This window comes from Streptomyces sp. NBC_01298, assembly GCF_035978755.1.
Classification (GTDB): Bacteria; Actinomycetota; Actinomycetes; order Streptomycetales; family Streptomycetaceae; genus Streptomyces.
The window spans coordinates 3,816,197-3,841,723 of record NZ_CP108414.1 but is presented as its reverse complement, the minus strand read 5'-3'; the positions used below and the strand labels follow the sequence as shown (position 1 = coordinate 3,841,723).

The following is a 25,527-nucleotide window of genomic DNA, read 5'->3' as shown; positions in this document are numbered from 1 at the left end:
GTAGGGCCCCGTACGGTGTGGATCACTGCAGCTCGTGACGCCGGCCCCGGGCCGGGGCGCTCGGGCGTGCTGCCCTTGCCGTAGAACTTTCCTGTGGGGGGAACACCACCATGCGCACCGCACTCGTCCGCCGTATCGTCCTGTCCGCCTCGGCCGTGTCCCTGGCACTGCTCGCCACGGCCTGTGGGGGCTCGTCCGACACGGCGGACGGGAAGTCCGACGCGTCCGCGGTCAAGGGGAAGACGGCCGACGAGCTCAGTGCGGAGCTCGTGAACGAGGCGGACCTGCCTGATCACGTCGTCAAGCCCCCCTTGCCGGAGGAGGTCGAGGCCGCTCCCACCGCCACCAGCGACAGGCCCGAGTGCGTTCCACTGGTCAAGGCACCGGCCATGGCGGAGGTGGGCGCCCCCGTCGGAACCACAAGGGTCAAGACCGTCGACAAACCGAAGGAGCCGGCCGCCGGCGCGAGCGCGGTGGAGAAGCTGAAAGCCAAGATGAGCGTCCTTCGATCCACCACTACTGCCGTCACCCTGACCTCGTACAACGGCAAGGGTGCGGAGGAGGCCTTCGCTTCCTTCGAAGGTGCGGGAACGGCCTGCGCCGGGGGCTTCTCGGCCACCCATGCAGGTGGGACGGTCCAGGTGCGCAAGGTGGCTGCAGGCGCCCCCGTGCAAGGCGGGGACGAGTCGCTCGCCTACGCGATCGAACTGGACTATGGGGGGCAGACGCTCAACACGCAGGTGGTGGTCGTGCGCAAGGCGAATACTCTTGCCGTCTTCTCGGCCCTGAGCATCTCGGGAACCGCCGAGCAGCCGACGGCCGTCGTTGCGGCACAGGTCAAGAAGCTCGGCTGACGGATCCGTTCGTCGCGCGTGCGTCAACCCCGCCCCGGCGTAGGCGCCGGGGCGGTTTTTCGTCCGGTTCGGGTACCGGGCGCGGAGCCAACTACGGCGTACCCTGCGGCTTATGTGCGGAATCGTGGGTTACGTGGGAGCGCAGTCGGCGCTCGATGTGGTCATTGCCGGACTCAAGCGGCTGGAGTACCGCGGCTACGACTCGGCGGGTGTCGCCGTGCTCGCCGACGGGGAACTCGCCGCCGTCAAGAAGGCCGGCAAGCTGGTCAATCTGGAGAAGGAGCTGGTCGGGCACCCGCTGCCGGCCGGTTCCACGGGGCTGGGACACACCCGGTGGGCCACCCATGGGGGGCCCACCGACGTCAACGCCCACCCGCACCTCGACAATTCGGGGCGCGTGGCCGTCGTACACAACGGGATCATCGAGAACTTCGCCGCGCTGCGGGCCGAGCTCGCCGAGCGCGGACACCGGCTGGAGTCCGAGACGGACACCGAGGTCGTCGCGCACCTGCTCGCCGAGCGGTTCGAGGGCGCCGGCGGGGACCTGGCGGAGGCGATGCGGCAGGTGTGCCGGCAGCTCGACGGGGCCTTCACCCTGGTCGCCGTGCACGCGGACCAGCCGGACGTGGTGATCGGGGCGCGCCGCAACTCGCCGCTCGTGGTCGGCGTCGGGGAGGGCGAGAACTTCCTGGCCTCCGACGTGGCCGCCTTCATCGCCCACACCCGGTCCGCGATCGAGCTGGGGCAGGACCAGGTCGTCGAGCTGCGTCGCGACGGGGTCACGGTGACCAACTTCGACGGCACCGCCGCGGACGTGCGGGCGTACCACGTGGACTGGGACGCCTCCGCGGCCGAGAAGGGGGGCTACGACTACTTCATGCTCAAGGAGATCGCCGAACAGCCGAAGGCCGTCGCCGACACCCTCCTGGGCCGGATCGACGCGAACGGCCTGCTCACCCTCGACGAGGTGCGCATCCCCGACTCGGTGCTGCGCGAGGTCGACAAGGTCGTGATCGTGGCCTGCGGTACGGCGTACCACGCGGGCATGATCGCGAAGCTGGCCATCGAGCACTGGACGCGCATCCCCTGCGAGACGGAGCTGGCCAGCGAGTTCCGCTACCGCGACCCGATCCTGGACCAGCGCACGCTGGTGATCGCGATCTCGCAGTCCGGCGAGACGATGGACACCCTGATGGCGCTGCGCCACGCCCGCGAGCAGGGCGCCAAGGTGCTGGCGATCTGCAACACGAACGGCTCGACGATCCCGCGCGAGTCGGACGCCGTGCTGTACACGCACGCCGGGCCCGAGGTGGCCGTCGCCTCGACGAAGGCGTTCCTGACGCAGCTCGTGGCCTGCTACCTGGTCGCCCTCTACCTCGGCCAGGTCCGGGGCACGAAGTGGGGCGACGAGATCCGGTCCGTGATCCGGGAGCTGTCGGACATCGCCGCGGCGGTGGACACCGTACTGGAGACCATGGAGCCGGTACGGGAGCTGGCGCGCTCGCTCGCGGACAAGAACACCGTGCTGTTCCTGGGCCGGCACGTCGGCTACCCGGTGGCGCTGGAGGGCGCGCTCAAGCTCAAGGAGCTGGCGTACATGCACGCCGAGGGCTTCGCGGCGGGCGAGCTCAAGCACGGGCCGATCGCGCTCATCGAGAAGGACCTGCCGGTCGTGGTCGTCGTACCGTCGCCGCGCGGGCGCTCGGTGCTGCACGACAAGATCGTGTCGAACATCCAGGAGATCCGGGCGCGCGGGGCGCGGACCATCGTGATCGCCGAGGAGGGGGACGAGGCGGTGGTCCCGTACGCCGACCACCTCATCCGCATCCCGGCCACCCCGACGCTGCTCCAGCCGCTCGTGGCCACCGTGCCGCTGCAGGTGTTCGCGTGCGAGCTGGCGACGGCGCGCGGCAACGAGGTGGACCAGCCGCGTAACCTCGCCAAGTCGGTGACTGTGGAGTGAGCGCAGCGAACGGAGCAGGTCGCCGACGATTGAGCACGGTCGTGACGGTGGAGTAGTGGCGTAGCTGGAGCTGTGGTTGTGATTATCGGCGTCGGGATCGATGTGGCGGAGATCGAGCGGTTCGGCGCGGCGCTGGAGCGCACACCGGGCCTCGCCGGGCGGTTGTTCCTCGACGCGGAGCTGACCCTGCCGGGCGGCGAGCGGCGCGGGACCGCCTCGCTCGCCGCCCGGTTCGCGGCCAAGGAGGCGCTCGCCAAGGCGCTCGGCGCGCCCGCCGGGCTGCTGTGGACCGACGCCGAGGTGTACGTGGAGGCCAGCGGGCAGCCGCGGCTGCGGGTGTCGGGCACGGTCGAGGCGCGGGCGAAGGCGCTGGGCGTGCGGTCCTGGCACATCTCCCTCAGCCACGACGCGGGGATCGCCTCCGCGGTGGTGATCGCCGAGGGGTAGGGGCCTGTTTGGGGCAGGCTGGTGGCATGCGTACTGCTTACAGCGTGGAGACCGTACGGGCCGCCGAGCGCGAGCTGATGGCCCGGCTGCCCGAAGGCACCCTGATGGGGCGGGCGGCGGCCGGGCTGGCCGCCGTCTGCGTGCGGTTGCTGCCCCGCGTGTACGGGGCCCGCGTGGTGCTGCTGGTCGGCCCGGGGGACAACGGCGGCGACACCCTCTACGCGGGCGCGAAGCTGGCCCGGCGCGGGGCCGGGGTGACGGCCGTCGCGATGGATCCGGACCGGGTGCACGCGGGCGGACTGGCCGCGCTGCGGGCCGCCGGCGGGCGCCTCGACGGGGCCGTGCCCGAGCGGGCCGACCTGGTGCTCGACGGGCTGGTCGGCATCGGCGGCCGGGGTGCGCTGCGGCCGGCCGCGGCCGCTCTGGCGGCGCGGATCCCGGCGGGCGCGGTGGTGGTCGCCGTGGACCTGCCGAGCGGGGTGGACGCGGACACCGGGGAGGTGGCCGGAGCGGCCGTCACGGCGGACGTGACGGTGACCTTCGGGGCGTACAAGCCCGGGCTGCTGACCGACCCGGGGGCCTCGCGGGCGGGCGCCTCGCACCTGGTGGACATCGGGCTGTCCTTCGGGCCCCCCGAGATGGAGGCCTTGCAACACGCCGACGTGGCGGGACTGCTGCCGGAGCCGACGGCGTCGAGCGACAAGTACCGGCGCGGCGTGCTCGGGATCGTCGCCGGGTCCGCGCGCTACCCCGGCGCGGCGGTGCTCGCGGTGGCGGGGGCGCTGCGGGGCGGCGCCGGCGCGGTGCGCTACGTAGGGCCGCCGGCGGTGGCGGAGGCCGTACTGGCCCGGTACCCGGAGACGCTGATCGGGCACGGCCGGGTGCAGGCGTGGGTGGTCGGGCCGGGTCTGGGCGACGAGGGCGGCCCGGAGGTGCGGGAGGCGCTGTCGCAGCCGGTACCGGTCCTGGTGGACGCGGACGGGCTGCGCGGGCTGGACCCGGGGGAGCTGCGGGCCCGGGCGGCCCCGACCCTGCTGACCCCGCACGCGGGGGAGGCGGCGGCGCTGTTGGGGCTCGCGCGGGAGACGGTCGAGGCGGGGCGGCTGGAGGCCGTGCGGGGGCTCGCGGAGCGGTACGGGGCGGTGGCGCTGCTGAAGGGGTCGACGACCCTGATCGCCCCGGCCGGGCCCGGCCCCGTCCGGGTGAATCCGACCGGGACCCCGTGGCTGGCCACCGCCGGGAGCGGGGACGTGCTGTCCGGGCTGGCCGGGTCCCTGCTGGCGGCCGGACTGCCCGCCGTGGACGCGGGGTCGGTGGCGGCGTACCTCCACGGCCTGGCGGCCCGCCTCACCGGCGGCCCCCTCCTGGCCCACCAGGTGGCGGAGGCCCTGCCGCGGGCGTGGCGGGACGTCGCCGGCCGCTAGGTCGGGGCTCAGGGTGTGCGGCACCGTCCCCGAAGGCCGGCCCCCGGGCCCCCCGGCCCTCCCGGCCCTCCCGGGCCTCCCAGGCCCCCGGAACCCCGCCCCTCCCCGGCCGGCGGGGCTGGATCCGGGACCGGGCCCCGCCTGTTCGGCCCGGTGGGCGGGGCTCTGAGAGACTGTGGGGGATGAACGAGACAGCCGCGCGCGTGTACGCCGAGATCGATCTTGACGCCGTCCGGGCGAACGTACGGGCCCTGCGCGAGCGGGCGCCCCGCTCCGCCCTGATGGCCGTCGTCAAGGCGAACGCCTACGGGCACGGGGCCGTGGCCTGCGCCAAGGCCGCCCAGGAGGCCGGCGCGAGCTGGCTGGGGACCGCCACGCCCGAGGAGGCCCTCGCGCTGCGCGCCGCCGGGATCGAAGGCCCCGTCCTGTGCTGGCTGTGGACGCCCGGCGGACCCTGGCGGGAGGCCGTCGAGGCCGGCATCGACGTGGCCGTCAGCGCGATGTGGGCCCTCGACGAGGTACGGGCCGCCGCCCGCGCCGCCGGAACGACCGCCCGGATCCAGCTCAAGGCCGACACGGGCCTGGGCCGCAACGGCTGCCAGCCCGCCGACTGGGAGGCCCTGGTGACCGCGGCCGTCGCCGCCCAGTCCGAGGGGACCGTACGCGTCACCGGCGTCTGGTCGCACTTCGCCTGCGCCGACGAGCCCGGCCACCCCTCCATCCAGCTCCAGCTGTCCGCCTTCCGCGAGATGCTCGCGTACGCGGAGAAGGAGGGCGTCGAGCCCGAGGTCCGGCACATCGCCAACTCCCCGGCCACGCTCACCCTCCCGGAGTCCCACTTCGACCTCGTCCGCTGCGGCCTGGCCGTCTACGGGGTCTCGCCCTCGCCCGAGCTCGGCACCCCCGCCCAGCTCGGCCTGCGGCCCGCGATGGCGCTCAAGGCCACCGTCGCGCTGGTCAAGACCGTCCCGGCCGGGCACGGGGTCAGCTACGGGCACCATTTCGTCACCGAGCGGGAGACCAGCCTCGCGCTGATCCCGGCGGGCTACGCCGACGGGCTCCCGCGGCAGGCCTCCGGGCGCGGCCCGGTGCTCGTCGGCGGCCGCGTCCGCACCGTCGCCGGACGCGTCGCCATGGACCAGTTCGTGGTCGACCTGGACGGGGACGAGGCCCGCGCCGGCGACGAGGCCGTCCTCTTCGGGGACGCCGAGCGCGGAGAACCCACCGCTGAGGACTGGGCTCAAGCGGCGCATACGATCGCCTATGAGATCGTCACCCGTATCGGGGGACGGGTCCCCCGCGTGTACCTGGGCGGCTGAGTGAGCGGGGGCGGCGGCGTGAGTGAGAACTGGCGCAAGGCGGGCTGGGCCGGCGCCGCGATCGGCGTGATAGCCGCCGGAGCGGCGGCCGGGGTCGCGGTCGAACGGATCACCGTCGGCCGGGGCATGCGCATGAAGGCACGCCTCGCGCTCGACGCGACCGCGGACTTCGGCGCCCTGCGCGGCGCCCCCGGCACCGCGCGGGCCGAGGACGGCACCGCGCTGTACTACGAGGTCGACGAGCTGCCCGAGGAGGGCAAGCGGCGCCGGCTGCGCCGCAAGGCCCCGCCCCGTCCGACCGTGGTGTTCTGCCACGGCTACTGCCTCTCCCAGGACTCCTGGCACTTCCAGCGCGCGGCCCTGCGCGGTCTGGTCCGGGCCGTCTACTGGGACCAGCGCAGCCACGGCCGCAGCGCGCGCGGCCTGGCCCAGGCCGAGGGCGAGCCGGTTACCTTCGAACAGCTCGGCCGCGACCTGAAGGCCGTCATCGACGCCGCCGCCCCCGAGGGCCCGCTGGTCCTGGTCGGTCACTCGATGGGCGGGATGACCATCATGGGACTGGCCCAGGAGTGCCCCGACCTCATCCGGGACCGCGTGGTCGGGGTGGCGCTGGTCGGCACCTCCAGCGGCCGGCTGGACCAGGTCACCTACGGGCTGCCCGCCCTGGGCTTCGGGGCGGTACGGCGCCTGCTGCCCGGGGTGCTCAAGGCGCTCGGCTCCCAGGTGGAGCTGGTGGAGAAGGGCCGACGGGCCACCGCCGACCTGTTCGCCGGCATGGTCAAGATGTACTCCTTCGCCTCGCGCGACGTCGATCCGGCCGTCTCCCGCTTCGCCGAGCGGCTCATCGAGGCCACGCCCATCGACGTGGTCGCCGAGTTCTACCCGGCCTTCCAGGCGCACGACAAGACGGCCGTGCTCCAGCGGTTCGCGGACATCCCCGTCACGATCATCGCCGGGGCCGGCGACATGGTCACCCCGCCCGATCACAGCGAGGCCATCAAGGAGGCGCTGCCCTCCGCGGAGCTGGTCGTCCTGGAGGGCGCCGGGCACCTGATGATGCTGGAGCGGCCGGACACCGTGAACGGGCTGCTCACCGAGCTCCTCGCGCGCACCGGGACGGTGCCCGCAGCGGCTAACGTTGGCGGGCATGGAAGAAGTACCTGACACGGAAACGCACGTCACCGTCGGCTCGCCCGACGCCATGCAGGACCTCGGGCGCCGGATCGCCGCCCTGCTGCGCCCCGGCGACCTCGTCCTGCTGACGGGGGAGCTCGGCGCCGGGAAGACCACCCTGACCCGCGGACTCGGCGAGGGCCTGGGCGTGCGCGGGGCCGTGACCTCGCCGACCTTCGTGATCGCCCGGGTCCACCCCTCGCTGACCGGCGGTCCGGCGCTGGTGCACGTGGACGCGTACCGGCTGGGCGGCGGCCTGGACGAGATGGAGGACCTGGACCTCGACGTCTCGCTGCCCGAGTCCGTCGTCGTCGTGGAGTGGGGCGACGGCAAGGTCGAGGAGCTGTCCGACGACCGGCTGCACGTGCTGATCCGCCGTGCGGTCGGCCACGAGGAGGTCCTCGACGACGTGCGCGAGGTCATCGTCCGCGGGATCGGCCGCCGCTGGTCGGCCGGGGCGGGTCTGGAGACCCTCGCGGGCGTCCTGTCGCCGGAGCAGGCGTAGCGCGGCGCGGGGCGGCGCGGGGCCGCGCCGCGAGAAACGTTCCGACAGGTCGTCGGGAAGATATTGCGCGGGCGGTGGGGCGCGTGGTCACATGGTACGGAGGGCTGGTTAGGCGTACCTAAGTACGGGCTTGCCCCGGCCAGGAGGCAGCCATGTCGGCAAGAGGAGCAGCGGGCGTCCCCCGCCCGTCCGCCGTGTCCATGGGGGCGCTGCTCGCCGCGGGCGCGGCCGCCAGCGCCGTGTCGACGCCGCCCGCGCGCGAACGCGCACCGGAGCCCGGTCCCAGCCCCTGCCCCGTACGGGAAGGGGCGGAGGGCGGCACCGAAGGCGCGGAGGGCGCGGAGCGTACGGACAGCAGCGCACAGGCCGCTCCGGAGTCCGAAGCGGCCTGAAGGTGGCTGTAGCTGCTGTAGCTGCCTGAAGCGGAGACCCGTCGCGCTGTCGGCGGGGTCTCTTACGAGTGAACTTGGCGCGTCGCGGCCGGGTCAGGGAACGACGACGACCTTCGAGCCGATCGTCGCGAAGGCCCACATCGCGTCACCGTCCGCGCGCAGCATGCGGACACCGCCGGTCTTCTTCGCCGGATCGGGCGTCGGCAGGGTGTTGTCCACGCGGGCGCTGAAGCCGACCGTGACCCCCTGCGGACTGGCGAACCGGACGACGTGCTCGATCGGCACCCCGTCCGAGCCGGTCACCTTGCCCGTGCGGCCGCCCACCGTGTAACTGCCGGTCGCCGGGTGCACCGTGCTCGGCACGACCGCGAAGGACTTCGGCGCCCCGGTGGGTCCCACCAGCCACACGCGCTTGGCGCCGAGCGAGTAGACCACGCGCACTCCGGTACCGGAGCCGGCCGGGAGGGCCACCGGCTTCGCCGGGTCGGTCTTGGCCGGTCCCGAGTCGCTCGGAGCGGGCACCGGGCTCTGCGCGACGGCCTTCGGCGGGAGCGCGGGAGCGGAGGCGGAGGCCTGGTAGCCGAGGAAACCGACGACGGCGAGCGCCCCGACGGTGAGCCCGGCCACGATTCCCGAGCTGCTGCGTGCCACCTTGCTCCACCTCTCCGCATGGTCAGTCGATAGGGGTCAGTCGAAATGGCGGTCGAAATGTTCAGTCGAACGATCACACCCTGACACCTGGTCCGAAGGTAGCAGCCGGGGTGCCCGCAGACCGGCCGCAAGGGCCCGGGGCCCCGGAGTCGTAGGCTGTTCGCGTGCTCTTGCTCGCTGTAGATACCGCCACGCCCGCCGTCACCGTCGCCCTGCACGACGGCGAGTCCGTCCTCGCCGAGTCGAACCAGGTCGACGCCCGCCGCCACGGGGAGCTCCTGCTGCCCTCCGTCGACAAGGTCCTCGCCGAGGCGGGGGTCACGCTCGAAGCCGTCACCGGCATCGTCGTCGGCGTCGGCCCCGGCCCCTACACGGGACTGCGCGTCGGCCTCGTGACCGCCTCCACCTTCGCCTCCGTCCTCGGCGTGCCCGTCCACGGGCTCTGCACCCTGGACGGCCTGGCCCACGCGGCCGGCGAGGCCGGGATCGAGGGCCCCTTCGTCGTGGCCACCGACGCCCGGCGCAAGGAGGTCTACTGGGCGCGCTACGAGGACCCCCGCACCCGGGCCGGCGGGCCCTCGGTGGACCGGCCGGCCGATATCGCCGAGCGCGTCGCCGGACTGCCCGCCGTCGGGCAGGGAGCGCGGCTCTACCCCGAGGTCTTCACCGACGCCCGGGCCCCCGAGCACCAGAGCGCCGCCGCCCTGGCCGCCCTGGCCGCGCGGCGGCTGGCGGCGGGGGAGGCGTTCGAGAACGCCGACGGCATGCCGCCGACCCCGCTCTACCTGCGCCGGCCCGACGCCGAGGTGCCCAAGAACTACAAGGTGGTCACCCCGCAGTGACAGCCACCTCAGCGGTCGTCCTGCGCGAGATGCGCTGGTGGGACATCGGGCCCGTGCTGGAACTGGAGCACGAGCTGTTCCCCGAGGACGCCTGGTCCGCCGGGATGTTCTGGTCCGAGCTCGCCCACGCCCGCGGCCCCGGCGCCACGCGCCGCTACCTCGTCGCGGAGGAGGCGGGCCGGCTGGTCGGCTATGCCGGGCTGGCCGCCGCCGGTGACCTGGCCGACGTACAGACCATCGCCGCGGCCCGCGACCAGTGGGGCACCGGGCTCGGCGCCCGGCTGCTGACCGAGCTGCTGCGCGCCGCCACCGACTTCGAGTGCGCCGAGGTACTGCTGGAGGTGCGGGTCGACAACGTGCGCGCGCAGAAGCTCTACGCGCGCTTCGGCTTCGAGCCGATCGGCTTCCGGCGCGGTTACTACCAGCCCGGCAACGTGGACGCCCTCGTGATGCGGCGCTTGTCCGATCCGGCGGTTCCCGTGGACCACACAGACCCCGCCGACCACACAGATCCCGCCGACCCCGCGGACCCCGCCTCCGCACTCCCCGACTCCGCACGCTCCGTACCCCTGCAAGGTGAGACGACCCATGGCTGACGAACCGCTCGTCCTCGGCATCGAGACCTCCTGCGACGAGACCGGCGTCGGCATCGTCCGCGGCACCACGCTGCTCGCGGACGCCATCGCGTCGAGCGTCGACGAGCACGCCCGTTTCGGCGGGGTCGTGCCCGAGGTGGCCTCCCGCGCGCACCTGGAGGCGATGGTCCCCACCATCGAGCGCGCCCTGAAGGAGGCCGGGGTCAGCGCCCGCGACCTCGACGGCATCGCCGTCACCGCCGGTCCCGGCCTCGCCGGCGCCCTGCTGGTGGGCGTCTCCGCCGCGAAGGCCTACGCGTACGCGCTGGGCAAGCCGCTCTACGGGGTGAACCACCTGGCCTCGCACATCTGCGTGGACCAGCTGGAGCACGGGCCGCTGCCCGAGCCGACGATGGCGCTGCTGGTCTCCGGCGGGCACTCCTCGCTGCTGCTGGCCCCCGACATCACCTCCGACGTACGGCCGCTCGGCGCGACCATCGACGACGCGGCGGGCGAGGCCTTCGACAAGATCGCCCGCGTCCTGCAGCTGGGCTTCCCCGGCGGCCCGGTCATCGACCGGCTCGCACGCGAGGGGGACCCGAAGGCGATCGCCTTCCCGCGCGGGCTGACGGGGCCGCGCGACGCCCCGTACGACTTCTCCTTCTCCGGGCTCAAGACCTCGGTCGCCCGCTGGATCGAGGCGAAGCGCAAGGCGGGCGAGGACGTGCCGGTGCGCGACGTGGCGGCCTCCTTCCAGGAGGCCGTGGTGGACGTGCTGACGCGCAAGGCCATCCGCGCGTGCAAGGACGAGGGCGTCGACCACCTGATGATCGGCGGCGGCGTCGCGGCCAACTCCCGGCTGCGCTCGCTGGCCCAGGAGCGGTGCGACGCCGCGGGGATCATCCTGCGGGTGCCGCGGCCGGGGCTGTGCACGGACAACGGCGCGATGGTGGCGGCGCTGGGCGCGGAGATGGTCAAGCGGAACAGGGCCCCCTCGGACTGGGACCTGTCGGCGGACTCCTCGCTGCCGGTGACCGACCCGCATGTTCCCGGCCATTCCCACGGCCATTCCCACGGGGACGGCGACGGGGGCGGCGACGGCCACGGACACGATGACGGTCACGGTCACAGTCACGGAACCGGCCACGCGCACGATCACGACCACGTGCACGAGCTGAGCAAGGACAACCTGTACTCGTGAGCACCGTCGCGCTGATGTGGGAGGCCCGGGCCGTGCCCGGTCGGGCCAACGAGCTGCTGGAGTGGGCCCGTTCGCGGATCCTGGCCCAAGACCCGGTGCGGCGCGAGGTGTTCAGCGCCCCGCAGGACCGGGTGCTCGTCATCACCTGGTGGGAGGCGACCGAGGGGATCGGTGCCGATCTGCCCGAACTGCCGGAGCCCGCAGCCGATTTGATCACGCGGGCGGTCCACCGCTGGCGCTTCGAATCGGTGGAGGTCGGGGGGACCGGCGGAGGCTGAGCCTCCGCTCGGCGGCCCTCCGGACCCCGCGGCGTGCGGATATGGTCATGCACATGCCCCGCCGTGACCTGCCGCCGCCGCCCCCTCCCGCGCACCTGCGCGCCTGGCTCGACGTGAGCGCCGTACGGGCCGACCGCGCCCGGTTCCTGGGGGAGCTCGGGCGGCGCAGTCTGGGCTTCGGCCGGCTCCTGCTCCTCTGGGCGGTCTCGGCGGTCTTCGCCCTGGGCTGGTCCTTCGTCGGCATGGCCCTGATGGCCATCGAGACGCACGACCCGTTCGCGTACCTCTTCGGCCTGATCTTCGCCGTGCTCGGCGTGGGCGTGCTGATACCGGCCGGGTTCTGGTTCGCCTGGGGCGCGAAGCGGGACCGGCAGGTCCGCCGGCTGCTGTGCGCCTGGGCGGAGCTGGACCGGGACCCGCCCGTGGACGCCGCCGTACGCGCGCCCGGGCGCAGCCTGGTCTGGCTGCTGGCCTCCTTCGCCCTGGGCGGGCTCGGGCTCTGGGTGACCTTCGGCTCGGCGGCGGCGGCCCGCCCCGGAGGCGACACCTACGGGGAGGTCGCCTACACCATGGGCCTCGGCATGATCCTGTGGATCACCGCCCTGCTGGGCCTCGGCAAGGCGGGCGCGCACTACCGCTGGGCGCTGCGGGTCTTCGGCGGAGCGGCCGGCGGAGCGGCGGGGGGAGCGGCGGGGGGAGCGGCCGGCGGAGCGGCGGGGGGAGCGGCCGGCGGATCCGGCGAGCCGTCAGGGACGGGCGGTCGGTGAGCCGATCAGCATGGAGGGGGCGCCGGCGACGCGGGTCAGGAAGACCGTCGCGGAGTTCGGGCCCTGCGGCTTCACCTTCCTGCGCAGCTCCTCGGGCTCGATCGCGGAGCCGCGCTTCTTCACCGTGAGGATGCCCACCCCGCGCTCGCGCAGCAGCGCCTTGAGCTTCTTCAGCCCGAACGGCAGGACGTCGGTGATCTCGTACGAGGTCGCGTACGGGGTCTCGCGCAGCTCGTCGGCGGTGATGTACGCGATGGTCGGGTCGATCAGCCGGCCGCCCAGCCGCTCGGCGACCTCGGCGACGAGGTGGGCGCGGATCACGGCGCCGTCGGGCTCGTAGAGGTAGCGCCCGACGGGACCGGCCTCGGGGTCGGGCAGCGGATCGGCGGTGGCCAGGGCGCGCGGGCCGGGCAGCAGGGTGGCGCGGATCTCGCCCGGGGCGGTCCCGAACCACAGCACGGCCTCCTTCACGTCCCCCTGGTCGGAGATCCACTCGGCCTGGGCCTCGGCGGGCACCGCCTCGTGGGGGATCCCGGGGGCGATCTTGATGGCGGCGACCTTGGCGGCGCGGGCGGTGGCGATGGCCCAGGACAGGGGAGGGGAGTAGGACTCGGGGTCGAAGATCCTGCCGCGTCCGCCGCGGCGGGCCGGGTCGATGAAGACGGCGTCGTAGCCCGCGGTGTCGACCTCCGTCACGTCGGCCTCCCTGACCTCGATCAGGTCCGCCAGCCCGAGCGCCTCGGCATTGGCGCGCGCCACGGCGACGGTCAGCGGGTCGTGGTCCACCGCCAGGACGCGGATGCCGAGCCGGGCCAGGGCCAGCGCGTCGCCGCCGATCCCGCAGCAGAGGTCCGCGAGGCTCCGTACGCCCAGGGCGGCGAGCCGCTCGGCCCGGTACGAGGCCACGGAGGCGCGGGTGGCCATCTCCCCGCCGCCGGGGGTGAAGTACATCCGGTGGGCGTCCTCGGCCCCGAACTTCGCCACGGCGCGCTGCCGCAGCCGGGCCTGACCGAGGGCGGCGGACACCAGCGGGGCGGGGTGTTCGCGGCGCAGCCGGGTGGCGACGGCGAGCTCCTGGGCGGGGTCGTAGTCCCGGAGCGAGTCGAGGAGGGCGTGGCCCTCGGGGGCGAGGAGCGCGGCGAAGTCTTCGGGGGTCACGGGTCCATTGTCGGCCACGGTGGGCCACTCGGAGGAAGGTCGGATTCCCCTCGCGGTGTCGCCCGGAACGCGTGCGTGAAGGGTGTAAAGATCCCGAACTATGCAGCTAGTCCGACAAACGGAACATAAGACGCAACACGGTCACCGGATCGCGGCAGTCGCGCGCGGCCGGTTGGGTACGGCCGCGATGGCCGCACTGCTCCTCGCCGCACTCGGCACGGGTTGCGGGGCCGGCGGGTCCGACGCGCCGGACAAGGCGGCGAAGGCGAAGGCCGCCGCGGGCGCCGCGGGCGAGCAGGCCGGCGCGGCCGGCGCGCTCGGCAACTACGCCGAGAAGCTGAAGGCCCTCCAGCAGGCGCGGATCGTCGCCGCGAAGAAGTGGGGGCTGGCCAAGCCCCCGCTCGTCGCTCCGCAGGCGCCCAAGGAGAAGCCGGAGATCCCCACCCGCGAGGGCTTCGAGGTCGAGGGCCAGGACGAGCTGCCCCCGGTCTTCACCACCGTCCCCACGGAGGAGAAGGTCGTCTTCCTGACGATCGACGACGGGGCCGAGAAGGACCCCGAGTTCCTGAAGATGATGCAGGAGCTGAAGCTCCCGTACACCGCCTTCCTGAGCGACTACCTGGTCCGGGACAACTACCCGTACTTCAAGGAGATGCAGGCGGCGGGCGTCACGCTCAACAACCACACGCTCAACCACCGCTACATGCCGGCGCTCTCGTACGAGAAGCAGCGCCAGGAGATCTGCGGTCAGCAGGACACCATCGAGAAGACGTTCGGCAAGCGCCCCACGCTCTTCCGCCCGCCGTACGGGAACTACAACGAGGACACGCTGCGCGCGGCCAAGTCCTGTGGCATCAAGGCCGTTCCACTGTGGAACGAGGAGGCCTTCCCGAACCGGATGGACTGGCGGGAATGGGACAAGGACCTGCACCCCGGTGACATCATCCTGACCCACTTCCGGGGCAAGGAAGACTGGAAGGGAAGCATGACTGACATGATCCGTCACGTCATGAAGACCGTCACGGACAAGGGTTATGCCGTGGCTCGCCTGGAGGATTACTTTTGATTCCTCCCCTCCCTGGAGAGCAGGGGATCCCTCACTCTCCAGGGCTGATCGGGGATTTCTGGCTCAGGCGGCCACTTGAGGCAGCGCCCCGGGTGGTCTTGTGCCCTCAGCGCCAGCCGGGTTGAGACCAGCCCGGACCAGCATCACGCGGGCGGAGTTCTTGTCCCTGGGGGACACGGCTCCGCACGCGGTGCAGGCGTAAATTCGTTCCGAGAGAGGTAGTGCGTGCTTGGTTCTCGCTCCGCACCGCGCGCAGTCCATGGTGGTGTGCGCGGGGTTGACCAGGAACACGGCGCGGCCGTGCTTGCGGCCCATCTGGACAAGGGCCGCCTTCGTCGCGGAGATCGCCGCATCAGCCGCCTTGCGGGCCATGGTGGACTTGGCGAGGAACTTCGGGCGGAAATCCTCCACGGCCAGAGCATCGTGGTCGCGGACGACAGCTTTGGCCCACTTGCGGCCGGTGTCCTGGCGTTGCCGGGCCACCTTCTTGTGCAGCTTCGCCGTCAGTTTCTTCGCCCGCTGATACCCCTTCGACCCGGGCTTGCCCTTCGCCGGTTTCCGGCGGGCCATCATCCGCTGATAGCGCGCGAGGCCGGTGGCGGCCTTCTTGCCGTGCTCGGCATGCGGCAGGTCGTGGTCGTCACTGGTGGTGGTCGCGGTCTCCTTCACGCCCCAGTCGATACCGATCACACGACCGGTCTCAGGCAGCGGCTCGACCTCGGCGGGGACCACGAACGAGCAGTACCAGTGCCCGAGACCATCCTGATACACGCGCACGCTGGACGGATCGGCCGGAAGGTTCCGCGACCACACCACCGTCAGGGCGATCCCGCCCGCCAGGTACAGGCGGCCATCCTTCAACCGGAAACCGCGCTTGGTGTAGTTGAGGGACGGCAGCGCTTCCCGCTTCCTCTTCCACCTCGGCATACCGGCCCGCCGCCGCACCGGCAGCCGGTCGTTGATGTCCTTCTGCGCCTTGGCGCGGGACTTTCCGAAAATCCCGGATCACCTGCTGCTGCACAACCGAGGACCCGTCCCGCAGCCAGGCGTTCCGGGTGCGGGCTTCGGTCAGCATCTTGTCGAGCTGCGCCGGGCCGCAGGTCCGCTTGCCCGTCCCCCCGGGCCGGTCCTTGTTCCACAGGTGCGTCTGCTTCGACTTCGCGCAGCACTCGTTCCAGATCCACCGGCACCGGTCCCACTCCGCCGTCAAAGCGGCGAGCGCGGTGGACGACACGCGCATGCGGAAGGCATACCGGGCATGCCCGGTATCCCCCGCCGACGCTGTCGTCGCCATGCCGACAACCTAGCCTCGGCAACTGACAACAACCGAAAGAGCAGGCCAGACCAGATGCGAACCGACCTCCGGCGTCGTGGGAGAAAACAAGTGAAGTACGCGCGCCGGTTCGTAGCCGGAACGCTGGCGGCCGGCGCGCTCGCGCTGTCCCTGACGGGGTGCGGGGACAGCGTGGACCCCATCGAGAGACTGGGGCGCAAGACCACGGAGGCCAGGGCGACGCCGTCGCCCTCGGGGGCGGCCTCCCCCTCCGCCGCGGGCCGCGGAACGGCGGCCGCGGCGGACGAGGCGTACAAGAAGTGGGGCCTCAGCGGCCCCCTCCAGTACGCGCCCAAGCCGGCCGCCAAACCGCAGATCGCACCCGCCAAGGCGGGGCGGGTCCAGGTCATCGACCGAATACCCGTCCCGGCGGACGACAAGGTCGTCTTCCTGACGTTCGACGACGGCGCGGAGAAGAACCCCGAGTTCCTGACGATGGCCGCCGATCTGAAGCTGCCGATCAGCATGTTCCTCACGGACAACATCGCCTCGTCGGATTACGGCCACTTCGAAAAGCTCCGCGACAACGGCTCCGGCAGCACGATAAACAACCACACCCTGACGCACCCGAATCTGCGCACCCTGTCCTTCGAGGCGCAGAAGAAGGAGATATGCGGGCAGCAGGAACGCCTGGAGAAGCGCTTCGGCAAGCGGCCGGCGCTCTTCCGGCCGCCGTACGGCAACCACAACGACGACACCCTCAGGGCCGCGCACGAGTGCGGGATCTCCCAGCTCCTCCTGTGGCGCGTGTCGATGCAGATCAACAACTTCCAGTACGCCGAGGGCTCCACCCTCAAACCCGGTGACATCATCCTGGCCCACTTCCGCGGCCCCGCCGAGCTGAAGGGCACGACGGAGACCGAGATGACGACCCGGATGCTCCGGCGGATACAGGAGCAGGGTTACCGGATCGGCCGGCTGGAGGACTACCTGTAGGGCGCGGCGGGGTGCGGTTCGGGCCCGGCGGCCTGCGGCGTGATCGTGGGCGTGATCGTCGTCTCCGCCGGGCCCCGCGCGTCCGCCTCGCGTTGTCGTTCGGTGCTGTCGGAGATGCGCAGCAGCAGGGCGATCATGATCCAGTTGGCCAGCAGGGACGAGCCGCCCGCGGCCAGGAAGGGCAGGGCCTTGCCCGTCAGCGGGATCAGCCCCGTGACGCCGCCGGCCACGATGAAGACCTGGAGTGCCAGGGCGGACGACAGGCCCACCGCCAGCAGCTTGCCGAACGGGTCGCGGGCGCCCAGCGCCATCCGCAGCCCGCGCTGCACGAGGAGCGCGTAGAGGATCAGGACGGCCATGACCCCGGCCAGGCCGAGCTCCTCGCCCACCGTCGTCAGGATGAAGTCGCTGCGGCCCGCGAACTTGATCAGTTCCGGATGGCCCAGGCCGAGGCCCGTGCCCGAGATGCCGCCCGTGCCGAAGCTGAACAGCGCCTGCGCCGACTGGTCCGAGACGATGCCCGGCGGCCGGTCCTTCCAGTAGTACGACAGCGGGTTCAGCCAGGCGGCCACGCGGGCCTTGACGTGGGGCTCCGTCGTGCCCACGACGAAGGCGCCCGCCGAGGCGAGGACCAGGCCGCAGACGATCCAGCTGGTGCGTTCCGTGGCCACGTAGAGCATGACCACGAAGACGCCGAAGAAGAGCAGCGAGGTGCCGAGGTCGCGCTCGAAGACCAGCACCAGCAGCGAGACGATCCACACCGTGATGAGCGGGCCGAGCTGGCGCATCGGCGGCAGCCGCATGCCCAGGAACTTGCGTCCCGACAGGGCCAGCGCGTCACGGTGGATCACCAGGTAGCCCGCGAAGAAAACCGCGATCATGATCTTCACGAACTCGCCGGGCTGGACCGAGAGCGCGCCGAACTTGATCCAGCGCTTCGCCCCGTAGGTGTCCGCGCCGAAGAACGCGGGTGCGATCAGCGCCACCAGGGCCACGGCCATCGTGATGTAGATGAACCGCTGGAGGAGGCGGTGATCGCGCAGCAGTCCCAGCACCGCGATGCAGGCCGCGACGCCGATCACCGTCCATATCAGCTGGCCGGGCGCCACCGCCGGAGAGTTGTACCGGTCGAGGTACCCCTGGTCGAGGCGGTGCAGCAGCACCAGCCCCAGCCCGGTCAGCAGCAGGGCCAGCGGGAAGATCAGCGGATCCGCGTACGCCGCGAACCGGCGCACGGCCAGGTGCCCCACCAGCGCGAGCAGCGTCATGCTGACCACGAAGCCGGTGAGGCCGGCCGGCAGCTCGTCGTTCATCGCGAGGCCGGCGGCGATGTGGCCGGAGACGGTCACCGCGAGGACGAGGACGAGGAGCAGTGCTTCCGTGCGGCGGCGCGCGCCCGCCGAGGTCAGGGGCTTCAGTCCACGCACGGGACGCCGCCGCCGTCGATGGCGGGGGTTCCGCTGCTGCTCCGGGACGGTGAGGGCGCGGGGGCGGAGCTCTTGGGGGAGCCCGCTGAGTCCGCGGAGCCCTGCGGGGCGGGCGGGGTGCCCGGTGAGGAGGGAGCGGTGCCAGGCGCGCTCGGGCTCGCAGTGGCCCCGGGCCCGATCCGCTCGGCTATGAACCGCTTTATCTTCATATCGTCTACGACGTTTATCTCGGCGCCATGGTTCCGTCCGAAGCTCTCGATGGGAAGGGTCACAAACTCCACGTTGCCCCCGGACAGGTTCTTCGCCTGCTTCACGAAGGACAGCAGGTCCCATCCCCGGTCGGTGACCACGTCCTGCTTCGCCGCGTCGATCAGCTTCATCAGCTTCACCGGATCGGTGAAGGTCCCGGCCTGGTTCAGCTGGTAGGTGGCCCCCGCCAGGAACGCCTGCTGCCGCTTCGTCCGGTCCAGGTCGCCCATGGTCAGGCCGTGCCGCTGCCGTACGAAGGCCAGCGACTGCTGCCCGTCGAGCGTCTGGCGCCCCGCCGGGAAGTCGGCCCCCGAGAAACCGTCCTTCGCCGGCTTCTTCAGACACACCGGTACGCCGCCCAGCGCGTCCGCGAGGTGATAGAAACCGGCCAGGTTCAGCTCGGCGAAGTGGTCGATCGGCACGCCCAGGAAGGTGCGCACCGTCTCGATCTCCGCCTTGCGGCCCGCCTCGCGCCCCTCCCGCTCGAGCCGCCTCCGGTCCGTGACCCCCTGGGCGGAGAGCTGGTCCTCGACCTTGGCCTTCGCCCGCCCGTACGCCTCCTTGATCTTGGCCTTGCCGGTGAAACCGGGCACCCCGTGCAGCTCGACGAAGTCGTCGCGCGGCACCGAGAAGGCCTTCGCCTCGCTCCCGTCGCCGGGGACGTGCAGCAGGATCAGGGTGTTGGTGTTGTAGCCGCCGACGGCCGAGGTCGCGCCCGCGTGCAGTTTGTCGAGCACGGCCGGCGGGAGGTCCTCGCCGTTCTGGTCCCGGCGGCTGTCCAGGCCCATCAGCAGGATGTTCACGTCGCCGTACTTCGACTTCTCGGCACCCTCCAGGGCCTTGGAGCTGCCGATGCTGGAGGCGAGGTCGTCGTACAGGTACCAGGCGGTCGCCCCCGCGAGCACCACCAGGGCGCAGCCGGACGCCAGCAGGGTGCGGGTGAGCCTGCGGCGGCGGGACGCGGCCGCCGGGGACTTCGGTGCACGGGTCTTCCTGCGGTGGGCGCTCATGCCTGTCGATGCTGGGGGAGCGGTGCTGAAGGAAGCCTGAGGGTCCTGAAGGCGTCTTCAGGGGGCGGGGGTGGGGGCGGGTGCGGCGCCGCGGCCGGATGAGGCCGGGGCGGGCACGCGCAGCACCAGCCGGGCGCCGCCGGCGGGCGCCGGGAGCGCGCGGACGTCACCGCCGTGCGCCCGGGCGATCTCCCGGGCGATGGCCAGCCCCAGGCCGGTGCCGCCGCTGGCCCGGCCCCGGTCCGCGTCCAGCCGTACGAACCGCTCGAAGACCCGGTCCCGGTCGGCCTCCGGGATGCCCGGCCCGTCGTCCGTGACCTCCAGCATCGCCCAGCCGTCCTCGGCGAAGGCCCGCACCACGACCCCGGTACGGGCGTACCGCAGGGCGTTGTCCACCAGGTTCGCCAGCGCCCGCTCCAGCCGCGCCGGATCCCCGGACGCCGGTACGGGAGCCCGCGCGTCCACCCGTAGCCGGGCCCGGGGCTCCGGGCGCCGCGCCACGTCCTCGGCGGCCAGCAGCGCGAGGTCCACCGGCTCGGGGCGCGGCGCCGGCCCGCCGTCCAGCCGGGCCAGCAGGAGCAGATCGGCCGCGATGCCCTGCAGCCGCTCGGTATCGGCCAGCGCGGCCGCCACCGACTCCCGGTCGGGGTCCCGCAGCGCCACCTCCAGCCGGGACCGGACGGCCGCGAGGGGATTGCGCAGCTCGTGCGAGGCGTCGGCGGTGAACTGCCGCTGCCGGGCGTCGCTGCGCTCCAGCCGGTCGAGGGTGTCGTTGACGGTCCGTGCCAGCTGCGCGATCTCGTCGGCGCCGCCCGGGTCCGGGACCCGCCGGTCCAGCTCGCTCCCGGTGACCGCCGCCAGCCCGGTGCGGATCGCGGTGACCGGGCGCAGCGCGTGGCCCGTCACCCACCAGGCCAGCAGCGCCGCGAAGGCGATCAGCGGGGGCGCGCCGGCGAGCAGGCCCAGCGCGACGGCCCGGTTGGCGTCGTCGACGTCGCCGAGGACGGTCGCGGCGTAGACGGTGTGCGGGTCGTGCGCCCCCGGCGGGCCGGGCGCGTCCACGGCGACCACCACGCGCCGCTGTGCGCCGGGGCGTGCGGGCGGCAGCACGGCCGACCGTACGTCCTGCCCGGCCGCGGGGCCCAGCTCCGTGAGCTCCGGGGTGTCCTTCAGGTCCCCACTGGTGGCCACGACGGTCCCGGCCGCGTTCCGTACGAGGACCAGGTCGACCCCGCCCTCGGGCGCGGGCAGCCGGCCGCCGGCCGGGAGGCTCCCGGTGTCGGACTGCGCGGCCACCTTGCGGGCGGCCAGCTCGGTGCGGCCGGTGGTGTTCTCGATGAGGTTGGCGCGCAGCAGGGTGTAGAGCCACAGCCCGCCGGCGGCCAGTACGGCGGCCATCGCGAGGGCGGCCGCCGCGGCGGCGCGGGCGCGGAGGCCGCCGAGGCGGCGGGGCCGCGGCTTCGACGGCGGCTCAGCCACCGTCCGGGGCCATCCGGTAGCCGGTGCCGTGCACGGTGAGGATCGCGCGGCGCCCGAAGGGGGCGTCGATCTTCCGGCGGAGCGAGGAGACGTAGACCTCGACGATGTTCGGGTCGATGCCGTGCGGGGTGTCCCAGACCTCGTCGAGGATGTCCTGCTTGGCGACGGCCCGGCCGGGCTGCTCCATCAGGCAGCCCAGGACGCCGAGCTCACGGGCGGTCAGCTCGATCTCGTGCGTGCCCCGGCGGCAGCGGCGGCCCTGGGTGTCGAGGACGAGGTCGCCGGCTTGCAGCACCCCGGTCCGGGCGGCGGCGCCCGCGCCGGCGGCGCGGCGGGTGAGCGCGCGGAGGCGGGCGGCGAGGACGACGAAGGAGAACGGTTTCGTCAGGTAGTCGTCCGCACCCGAGTCCAGGCCCTCGGCCTCGTCGTACTCGCCGTCCTTGGCGGTCAGCATCAGCACGGGGGTGGCGACGCCGTGGGACCGCATCCGGGTGCAGATCTCGTAGCCCGAGAGGCCGGGGAGCATCAGGTCGAGGAGGACCACGTCGTACGGGCCTCCGGTGAGTGCCAGGTCCAGTCCGCGGTGGCCGTCGTGGGCCAGGTCGACCCAGTGGCCGTCGGCGGAGAGGCCGCGCCGCAGTGAATCGGCGAGGCTGACTTCGTCTTCGACGACCAGGATCCGCATGCCCCAAGCGTCACATACCGGGCAGCCATTCCTTCTTGCTTGACGCCGACCACACCTCTTTCACGCCGACCTCGCACCGCTGCGCGGGCTTCGCCCGGCTGCGCCGGACTCCGTCCGGCGGGGCGGGTGCGGGTGGTTGGGCCCTGCGGGGCGGAGTTCCCCTACCCTCCCTTCCACCGTTCCCCGGGCCAGCCCGGACCCGGTCCTCAAACGCCGGACGGGCTGAAAGGAGCGGGGCCCCGGGCTGCGCCCGGCCCCCTCTGGGGCTCCGCCCCAGACCCCGGTCCTCAAGCGCCGGACGGCTGGAGTGGCGCGGGCGGTCTGGAATATCCCCCAGCCGGGGTCGGTGGGGGCTGCGGCGGGGCCGGGGTCGGCGACGGGGGCGGGGTGGGGTGTTGGCCGGGACGTAAAGCGTGATTTGTGGCGCGAGAACACGCGCACCCTGTCGAAGTAGCGGGCAGGGCGCCTAAATCATGCAGTCCAGGCCGACACCCCACCCCGCCCCCGGCACCGGCCCCCACCCGCAGCCACCGAGCCTCGGCGCAAGCCAGCCCCGCCGGCGCTTGAGGCGCAGGGGCCCGGGGACAGCGTCCCCGCAGGATTCGGGGCCTCGAACAGGCGGCCAAGGCTGCGAAACCAGCGGCGCGTATTGGCACTCCGCTTGACCGAGTGCTAATCCCCGGAATAGTCTCGCGTCTGGCACTCGCCCCTGGTGAGTGCCAACACGGCGACAGGCAGATCCGGCACCCGCGACGACGGATCGACATGGTCGCCACCTCAGACAATTAACCCCGGATCTCCGAAGCGGAAGGTCAGATCGTGACGACCACCAGCTCCAAGGTTGCCATCAAGCCGCTCGAGGACCGCATTGTGGTCCAGCCGCTCGACGCCGAGCAGACCACGGCCTCTGGCCTGGTCATCCCGGACACCGCGAAGGAGAAGCCCCAGGAGGGCGTCGTCCTCGCCGTGGGTCCGGGTCGCTTCGAGGACGGCCAGCGTCTCCCGCTGGACGTCACCGTCGGCGACGTCGTCCTGTACTCCAAGTACGGCGGCACCGAAGTGAAGTACAACGGCGAGGAGTACCTCGTCCTCTCGGCCCGCGACGTGCTCGCGATCGTCGAGAAGTAATCACTTCTCCAGTTTTGCTTTGAGCTACGCCCCTGGTCACCCCTGCTGATGCCGGGCGGCGAGGGGCGTAGTTCGTGTCTGACAGGCGGTCGCGGTGAGCGGCCGGGGATAGCAACGAGAGGGCTGAACCGCTCCCATGCCGAAGATTCTCAAGTTTGACGAGGACGCCCGTCGCGCCCTTGAGCGTGGCGTCAACAAGCTCGCCGACACCGTCAAGGTGACGATCGGTCCCAAGGGCCGCAACGTCGTCATCGACAAGAAGTTCGGCGCTCCCACCATCACGAACGACGGCGTCACCATCGCCCGTGAGGTCGAGCTCGACGACCCGTACGAGAACCTTGGCGCGCAGCTCGTCAAGGAGGTCGCGACCAAGACCAACGACGTCGCGGGTGACGGCACCACCACCGCCACCGTGCTGGCGCAGGCGCTGGTCCGCGAGGGTCTGCGCAACGTCGCCGCGGGTGCTTCCCCGGCCGCCCTGAAGAAGGGCATCGACGCCGCGGTCAAGGCCGTGTCCGAGGAGCTCCTCGCGACCGCCCGCCCGATCGAGGACAAGTCCGACATCGCCGCCGTGGCCGCGCTCTCCGCGCAGGACCAGCAGGTCGGTGACCTCATCGCCGAGGCGATGGACAAGGTCGGCAAGGACGGTGTCATCACCGTCGAGGAGTCCAACGCCTTCGGCCTGGAGCTCGAGTTCACCGAGGGCATGGCCTTCGACAAGGGCTACCTGTCCCCGTACATGGTCTCCGACCAGGAGCGTATGGAGGCCATCCTCGATGACCCGTACATCCTGATCAACCAGGGCAAGATCTCCTCCATCCAGGACCTCCTGCCGCTGCTCGAGAAGGTCATCCAGGCCGGCGCCTCCAAGCCGCTCCTGATCATCGCCGAGGACGTCGAGGGCGAGGCGCTCTCCACCCTCGTCGTCAACAAGATCCGTGGCACCTTCAACGCCGTCGCCGTCAAGGCGCCCGGCTTCGGTGACCGCCGCAAGGCGATGCTCCAGGACATGGCCACCCTCACCGGTGCCACCGTCATCGCCGAGGAGGTCGGCCTCAAGCTCGACCAGGCCGGTCTGGACGTACTGGGCTCCGCCCGCCGCGTCACGATCTCCAAGGACAGCACCACCATCGTCGACGGTGGCGGCTCTTCCGACGAGGTCCTCGGCCGCGTCAACCAGATCAAGGCCGAGATCGAGTCGACCGACTCGGACTGGGACCGCGAGAAGCTGCAGGAGCGCCTGGCGAAGCTCGCCGGCGGCGTCTGCGTCATCAAGGTCGGCGCCGCCACCGAGGTGGAGCTCAAGGAGAAGAAGCACCGTCTCGAGGACGCCATCTCGGCGACCCGCGCCGCGGTCGAGGAGGGCATCGTCTCCGGCGGTGGCTCCGCTCTCGTCCACGCCGTGAAGGTGCTGGAAGGCAACCTCGGCCTGTCGGGCGACGAGGCCACCGGTGTCGCGGTCGTGCGCCGCGCCGCCGTCGAGCCGCTGCGCTGGATCGCGGAGAACGCCGGCCTCGAGGGCTACGTCATCACCGCGAAGGTCGCCGAGCTCGAGAAGGGCCAGGGCTTCAACGCCGCCACCGGCGAGTACGGCGACCTGGTCAAGGCCGGCGTCATCGACCCGGTCAAGGTCACCCGCTCCGCGCTGGAGAACGCCGCTTCCATCGCGTCGCTGCTGCTCACGACCGAGACCCTGGTCGTCGAGAAGCCGGCCGACGACGAGGGCGACGCCGGTCACGGCCACGGTGGCCACGGCCACAGCCACTGACCTCGTCAGTAGGCGCGGCCGGTAAGAACGGTCGGTAAGTACGGCAAAGCCCCGGTCACCACTGCCAAGCGGTGGTGACCGGGGCTTTCTCGTCTGCTGTCCGGTGCTGTCCGGTGCTATCCGGGCATCATGCCCATCTGGCGCATCAGGCCCGGTGCGTCGTAGTACCACCAGTCCTCGGCGATCTGGCCGTTCTCGATCCGGCAGGTCGTACAACCCGACATGGTGAATTCCTTGCCGGTCGGCGCGACCCCCATGAACTCGCCCTTGTGAGTGCCCTTCCAGTCCCACAGGGTGGTGACGCAGTCGCCTTCGGCGACCTGCCGCGTCATGTCGAAGGTCATGTCGAACGCGCTCCGCCACATGCCGACGGTCTTGCGGATGCCCTCGCGGCCGCCGCCCTCGCCCGCCTTCTCCATGATGTCGTGGGTGACGTAGTCGGCGGCGATGCACTCCTCGACGGCGTCGAAGTTGCCCTTGCCCACGACCTCCTCGAGGAAGCGGTTCACGACGAGCTTGTTGAGGTACTCGTCACGGACCACGTCGAGGTTCATGAACTTCGGCATGCCTTCGCAGAGCGCCACCATCTCCTGGAACATCCGGTCGGTTTCCGGGAGCGAGGAGTTCCTCATGGCCTCTTCGTACGAGGGGAATTCGACGAGGTCCACGTAGTGGGTCTTGGAGTCGCGATCCCTGCCGATGAGCGTGTGGGTGACCGTGCGCCTGCCGGCGGTCTGCTCGGCATAGCGGTCGATGAGACTGTTCATCTCGTCGAAGCGCTTGGTCTCGTAGTCGATCACTTGTACGAATGTCATCGCGTCGCCTCCCGCGCTGGATGGGACACATCCAGTCTAGGGAGATTTCACCCATATGCCCCGTTTACCCACAGGTCACCAC

Annotated in this window: 24 protein-coding genes and 1 pseudogene; 17 read left to right on the top strand and 8 right to left on the bottom strand. The window is 72.1% G+C overall.

The window, feature by feature from the left end; translation table 11 throughout:
* Window positions 1–110 precede the first annotated feature (110 nt).
* From OG730_RS17145 to OG730_RS17110, 8 genes are all read left to right on the top strand, one after another.
* Complete coding sequence (locus OG730_RS17145) at window positions 111–854, top strand: hypothetical protein (protein ID WP_327305078.1); 744 nt, start codon at window positions 111–113, stop codon at window positions 852–854.
* A gap of 112 nt (window positions 855–966) precedes the next feature.
* A complete protein-coding gene (gene glmS / locus OG730_RS17140; protein WP_327305077.1) occupies window positions 967–2,817 on the top strand; it encodes a glutamine--fructose-6-phosphate transaminase (isomerizing) in 1,851 nt (616 codons plus the stop codon).
* A 78-nt stretch (window positions 2,818–2,895) separates the two neighbouring features.
* Window positions 2,896–3,264, top strand: a complete 369-nt coding sequence (locus OG730_RS17135; protein WP_327305076.1) for a holo-ACP synthase — start codon at window positions 2,896–2,898, stop codon at window positions 3,262–3,264.
* A 26-nt stretch (window positions 3,265–3,290) separates the two neighbouring features.
* Entirely contained in the window at window positions 3,291–4,688 is a 1,398-nt protein-coding gene (locus tag OG730_RS17130; RefSeq protein ID WP_327305075.1) for an NAD(P)H-hydrate dehydratase, read from the top strand.
* 182 nt (window positions 4,689–4,870) lie between these two features.
* Window positions 4,871–6,007, top strand: a complete 1,137-nt coding sequence (alr, locus tag OG730_RS17125) for an alanine racemase (protein WP_327305074.1) — start codon at window positions 4,871–4,873, stop codon at window positions 6,005–6,007.
* An 18-nt stretch (window positions 6,008–6,025) separates the two neighbouring features.
* A complete protein-coding gene (locus tag OG730_RS17120; protein WP_327305073.1) occupies window positions 6,026–7,171 on the top strand; it encodes an alpha/beta fold hydrolase in 1,146 nt (381 codons plus the stop codon).
* A complete protein-coding gene (gene tsaE, locus OG730_RS17115; protein WP_327305072.1) occupies window positions 7,155–7,685 on the top strand; it encodes a tRNA (adenosine(37)-N6)-threonylcarbamoyltransferase complex ATPase subunit type 1 TsaE in 531 nt (176 codons plus the stop codon). The genes OG730_RS17120 and tsaE overlap by 17 nt, the downstream gene beginning before the upstream one ends.
* 152 nt (window positions 7,686–7,837) lie before the next feature.
* Entirely contained in the window at window positions 7,838–8,077 is a 240-nt protein-coding gene (locus OG730_RS17110; protein WP_327305071.1) for a hypothetical protein, read from the top strand.
* Window positions 8,078–8,170: 93 nt separating this feature from the next.
* Here OG730_RS17110 and OG730_RS17105 read toward each other — a convergent pair whose 3' ends face one another.
* Window positions 8,171–8,728, bottom strand: coding sequence for a hypothetical protein (locus OG730_RS17105; protein ID WP_327305070.1), 558 nt, complete (start codon window positions 8,726–8,728; stop codon window positions 8,171–8,173).
* A gap of 164 nt (window positions 8,729–8,892) precedes the next feature.
* Between OG730_RS17105 and tsaB the strand changes: the two genes are divergently transcribed.
* The 5 genes from tsaB to OG730_RS17080 are packed head-to-tail and all read left to right on the top strand — an operon-like array spanning window position 8,893 to window position 12,391.
* The gene (gene tsaB / locus OG730_RS17100; RefSeq protein WP_327305069.1) at window positions 8,893–9,570 is read left to right on the top strand and encodes a tRNA (adenosine(37)-N6)-threonylcarbamoyltransferase complex dimerization subunit type 1 TsaB; all 678 of its coding nucleotides are present in this window, start codon (window positions 8,893–8,895) and stop codon (window positions 9,568–9,570) included.
* Window positions 9,571–9,599: 29 nt separating this feature from the next.
* The gene (gene rimI, locus OG730_RS17095) at window positions 9,600–10,166 is read left to right on the top strand and encodes a ribosomal protein S18-alanine N-acetyltransferase (RefSeq protein WP_327309302.1); all 567 of its coding nucleotides are present in this window, start codon (window positions 9,600–9,602) and stop codon (window positions 10,164–10,166) included.
* The gene (gene tsaD, locus OG730_RS17090; protein ID WP_327305068.1) at window positions 10,159–11,346 is read left to right on the top strand and encodes a tRNA (adenosine(37)-N6)-threonylcarbamoyltransferase complex transferase subunit TsaD; all 1,188 of its coding nucleotides are present in this window, start codon (window positions 10,159–10,161) and stop codon (window positions 11,344–11,346) included. The genes rimI and tsaD overlap by 8 nt, the downstream gene beginning before the upstream one ends.
* 14 nt (window positions 11,347–11,360) lie before the next feature.
* The gene (locus OG730_RS17085) at window positions 11,361–11,624 is read left to right on the top strand and encodes a hypothetical protein (protein ID WP_327309301.1); all 264 of its coding nucleotides are present in this window, start codon (window positions 11,361–11,363) and stop codon (window positions 11,622–11,624) included.
* Between the two features lie 53 nt (window positions 11,625–11,677).
* A complete protein-coding gene (locus OG730_RS17080; RefSeq protein ID WP_327305067.1) occupies window positions 11,678–12,391 on the top strand; it encodes a hypothetical protein in 714 nt (237 codons plus the stop codon).
* On the opposite strand, the gene OG730_RS17075 is transcribed toward OG730_RS17080, so the two are convergent.
* Window positions 12,371–13,549, bottom strand: a complete 1,179-nt coding sequence (locus OG730_RS17075; protein ID WP_327305066.1) for a class I SAM-dependent methyltransferase — start codon at window positions 13,547–13,549, stop codon at window positions 12,371–12,373. The genes OG730_RS17080 and OG730_RS17075 overlap by 21 nt on opposite strands.
* Window positions 13,550–13,649: 100 nt before the next feature.
* On the opposite strand from OG730_RS17075, the gene OG730_RS17070 reads away from it, so the two are divergent.
* Window positions 13,650–14,615 carry a polysaccharide deacetylase family protein gene (locus tag OG730_RS17070; protein ID WP_442814942.1) on the top strand — a complete coding sequence of 322 codons (966 nt, stop codon included), beginning with the start codon at window positions 13,650–13,652 and terminating at the stop codon, window positions 14,613–14,615.
* A gap of 63 nt (window positions 14,616–14,678) precedes the next feature.
* Here OG730_RS17070 and OG730_RS17065 read toward each other — a convergent pair.
* Window positions 14,679–15,909, bottom strand: a pseudogene (locus OG730_RS17065) (RNA-guided endonuclease InsQ/TnpB family protein).
* Between the two features lie 90 nt (window positions 15,910–15,999).
* On the opposite strand from OG730_RS17065, the gene OG730_RS17060 reads away from it, so the two are divergent.
* A complete protein-coding gene (locus OG730_RS17060) occupies window positions 16,000–16,884 on the top strand; it encodes a polysaccharide deacetylase family protein (RefSeq protein ID WP_327305064.1) in 885 nt (294 codons plus the stop codon).
* Here the strand turns inward: OG730_RS17060 and OG730_RS17055 are convergent.
* Genes OG730_RS17055 through OG730_RS17040 form a run of 4 tightly spaced genes read right to left on the bottom strand, consistent with a single transcriptional unit; the run spans window position 16,875 to window position 21,734 of the window.
* Window positions 16,875–18,311, bottom strand: a complete 1,437-nt coding sequence (locus tag OG730_RS17055; RefSeq protein ID WP_327305063.1) for an FtsW/RodA/SpoVE family cell cycle protein — start codon at window positions 18,309–18,311, stop codon at window positions 16,875–16,877. The two genes, OG730_RS17060 and OG730_RS17055, sit on opposite strands and share 10 nt — an antisense overlap.
* Window positions 18,299–19,570 (bottom strand): LCP family protein, encoded by a 1,272-nt coding sequence (locus tag OG730_RS17050; protein WP_327305062.1) that lies wholly within the window; start codon window positions 19,568–19,570, stop codon window positions 18,299–18,301. The genes OG730_RS17055 and OG730_RS17050 overlap by 13 nt, the downstream gene beginning before the upstream one ends.
* A gap of 57 nt (window positions 19,571–19,627) precedes the next feature.
* Complete coding sequence (locus OG730_RS17045) at window positions 19,628–21,049, bottom strand: sensor histidine kinase (RefSeq protein ID WP_327305061.1); 1,422 nt, start codon at window positions 21,047–21,049, stop codon at window positions 19,628–19,630.
* The gene (locus OG730_RS17040; RefSeq protein ID WP_327305060.1) at window positions 21,042–21,734 is read right to left on the bottom strand and encodes a response regulator transcription factor; all 693 of its coding nucleotides are present in this window, start codon (window positions 21,732–21,734) and stop codon (window positions 21,042–21,044) included. The genes OG730_RS17045 and OG730_RS17040 overlap by 8 nt, the downstream gene beginning before the upstream one ends.
* Window positions 21,735–22,553: 819 nt before the next feature.
* Here OG730_RS17040 and groES point away from each other — a divergent pair.
* Both groES and groL read left to right on the top strand, forming a co-directional pair.
* On the top strand, window positions 22,554–22,862 hold the full coding sequence (gene groES / locus OG730_RS17035; RefSeq protein WP_008739621.1) for a co-chaperone GroES: 309 nt from the start codon (window positions 22,554–22,556) through the stop codon (window positions 22,860–22,862).
* Between the two features lie 136 nt (window positions 22,863–22,998).
* Entirely contained in the window at window positions 22,999–24,630 is a 1,632-nt protein-coding gene (gene groL / locus OG730_RS17030) for a chaperonin GroEL (protein ID WP_327254515.1), read from the top strand.
* A 116-nt stretch (window positions 24,631–24,746) separates the two neighbouring features.
* Here the strand turns inward: groL and OG730_RS17025 are convergent, their stop codons facing one another.
* Window positions 24,747–25,445: an ester cyclase gene (locus OG730_RS17025; RefSeq protein ID WP_327305059.1), complete on the bottom strand. Its 699-nt coding sequence runs from the start codon at window positions 25,443–25,445 to the stop codon at window positions 24,747–24,749.
* Window positions 25,446–25,527 lie beyond the last annotated feature (82 nt).

What these genes read in the sequence shown, in the direction of transcription:
- OG730_RS17145 (WP_327305078.1), top strand. Translation starts at nt 111, where the DNA reads ATGCGCACCGCACTCGTCCGCCGTATCGTCCTGTCCGCCTCGGCCGTG.
- glmS (WP_327305077.1), top strand. Translation starts at nt 967, where the DNA reads ATGTGCGGAATCGTGGGTTACGTGGGAGCGCAGTCGGCGCTCGATGTG.
- OG730_RS17130 (WP_327305075.1), top strand. Translation starts at nt 3,291, where the DNA reads ATGCGTACTGCTTACAGCGTGGAGACCGTACGGGCCGCCGAGCGCGAG.
- alr (WP_327305074.1), top strand. Translation starts at nt 4,871, where the DNA reads ATGAACGAGACAGCCGCGCGCGTGTACGCCGAGATCGATCTTGACGCC.
- tsaE (WP_327305072.1), top strand. Translation starts at nt 7,155, where the DNA reads ATGGAAGAAGTACCTGACACGGAAACGCACGTCACCGTCGGCTCGCCC.
- OG730_RS17110 (WP_327305071.1), top strand. Translation starts at nt 7,838, where the DNA reads ATGTCGGCAAGAGGAGCAGCGGGCGTCCCCCGCCCGTCCGCCGTGTCC.
- rimI (WP_327309302.1), top strand. Translation starts at nt 9,600, where the DNA reads ATGCGCTGGTGGGACATCGGGCCCGTGCTGGAACTGGAGCACGAGCTG.
- tsaD (WP_327305068.1), top strand. Translation starts at nt 10,159, where the DNA reads ATGGCTGACGAACCGCTCGTCCTCGGCATCGAGACCTCCTGCGACGAG.
- OG730_RS17085 (WP_327309301.1), top strand. Translation starts at nt 11,361, where the DNA reads ATGTGGGAGGCCCGGGCCGTGCCCGGTCGGGCCAACGAGCTGCTGGAG.
- OG730_RS17080 (WP_327305067.1), top strand. Translation starts at nt 11,678, where the DNA reads ATGCCCCGCCGTGACCTGCCGCCGCCGCCCCCTCCCGCGCACCTGCGC.
- OG730_RS17070 (WP_442814942.1), top strand. Translation starts at nt 13,650, where the DNA reads ATGCAGCTAGTCCGACAAACGGAACATAAGACGCAACACGGTCACCGG.
- OG730_RS17050 (WP_327305062.1), bottom strand. Translation starts at nt 19,570, where the DNA reads ATGAGCGCCCACCGCAGGAAGACCCGTGCACCGAAGTCCCCGGCGGCC.
- OG730_RS17040 (WP_327305060.1), bottom strand. Translation starts at nt 21,734, where the DNA reads ATGCGGATCCTGGTCGTCGAAGACGAAGTCAGCCTCGCCGATTCACTG.
- groL (WP_327254515.1), top strand. Translation starts at nt 22,999, where the DNA reads ATGCCGAAGATTCTCAAGTTTGACGAGGACGCCCGTCGCGCCCTTGAG.
- OG730_RS17025 (WP_327305059.1), bottom strand. Translation starts at nt 25,445, where the DNA reads ATGACATTCGTACAAGTGATCGACTACGAGACCAAGCGCTTCGACGAG.